This is a genomic window from Flavonifractor sp. An91 (genome assembly GCF_002159225.1).
GTDB lineage: Bacteria > Bacillota > Clostridia > Oscillospirales > Oscillospiraceae > Flavonifractor > Flavonifractor avicola.
This window is the reverse complement of the sequence record NZ_NFHA01000089.1, coordinates 1-1,364: the sequence shown is the minus strand read 5'-3', so window position 1 is coordinate 1,364 and position 1,364 is coordinate 1. Positions and strand designations below refer to the sequence as shown.

Here is a 1,364-nt window from a genome sequence, read left to right as displayed (position 1 = left end):
TCCAGCATATTGTCGCCCTTGACCTCGCTGCACAACGCCAGAAGAGCCTCGCCGGCCGATGTGCGGTCCTGGTAGGCCCAGTTCCCAATGGTCATGCCGGCAAAGCCATCTTTCGGATGTGGGTGCTGTTCTGCCAGGGCAAGGTCGGCTTCCAGTGCCTTCTTCAGTTCCCGGTTCTCCCGCAGCCGTTTGGGATAGCGGTTGAGCAGGTTGTCCTCCATGCGGTAGTGCTTGCTCATGTAGTCCGATTTCAACAGCTTCAGCCGGGTCACGTCCACATCCAGCTCCATGCGCTCCTTGATGCGGGGGTCGCCGGCGCACAGGGCCTTGATCTCGGCAAAGGACAGCGCCGTCGCGTCCACATCCTCGCAGGAACGGGCCGGGGATTTGGAGGTCATGATTTGGCTGATGAACTGCTGTTTCTTCTCCACGGTCTGCCACAGATAGGCGTCGAAGGTGCCCTCGGTGACATAGCGGTACACATGGACGAGAGGGTTGCAGTTTCCCTGGCGCTCGATGCGGCCTTTGCGCTGGGTCAGGTCCCGGGGCCGCCAGGGGCAGTCCAGGTCGTGCATGGCGATGAGACGGTCCTGGACATTGGTGCCCGCCCCCATCTTCTGTGTACTTCCCATCAGGACGCGCACCTGGCCGGAGCGGACCTTGGCGAACAGCTCTTTCTTCTTCGCCTCGGTGCCGGCCTCATGGATGAAGGCGACCTGCTCCTCCGGGATGCCGCCTCGGACAAGCTTGTGCCGCAGGTCGTCATAGACAGTGAATTGCCCGGAAGCGCCCTGGGGCGTGGAGATGTCGCAGAATACCAGCTGGGTCAGCTTGTCTGCCGCTCCCTCTCTCCAGATGCGCAGGATGTTGCCGGCGCACTGATTGACCTTGCTTCCGGGGTCGTCCGGGAGCAGAGGGTTGAGAATGCGCTGGTCCAGTCCCAGCTTGCGGCCATCCGAGGTGATTTTGAGCATGTTGTCCTCCTGGGGTTTTACACTACCGCTGTGTACCTTACTCGCCCGCTTGGACAGTTCCTGGACCATCTGCTTCTGAAATTCGGTGGGCTGGCAGACGATATTGTGGTACTCCACCTCCGGCACGGGAAGATGGAGCTGATCTGCTGTCTGGATGTCCGCTACCTCTTTGAAGAGACTCATCAGCTCCGGGAGGTTGAAGAATTTGGAGAAGCGGGTGCGGGCCCGGTAGCCGGTCCCCTCCGGGGCAAGTTCCAGGGCCGTCACGGTCTCTCCAAACCTGGAAGCCCAGCTGTCGAAGTGGGTCATGTCCAGCTCCTGGAGCCTGTCATATTGCAGATACCGCTGCATGGTGTAGAGTTCCGTCATGGAGTTGGAGATGGGGGTCCC

The 1,364-nt window shown here is 60.7% G+C and carries 1 protein-coding gene; it reads right to left on the bottom strand.

Features of this window, described 5'->3' with window-relative positions; genetic code table 11:
* Positions 1-1,364, bottom strand: a 1,364-nt coding sequence (locus B5G42_RS17525) for a helicase-related protein (protein WP_275532457.1), incomplete at both ends; no start/stop codon positions are given.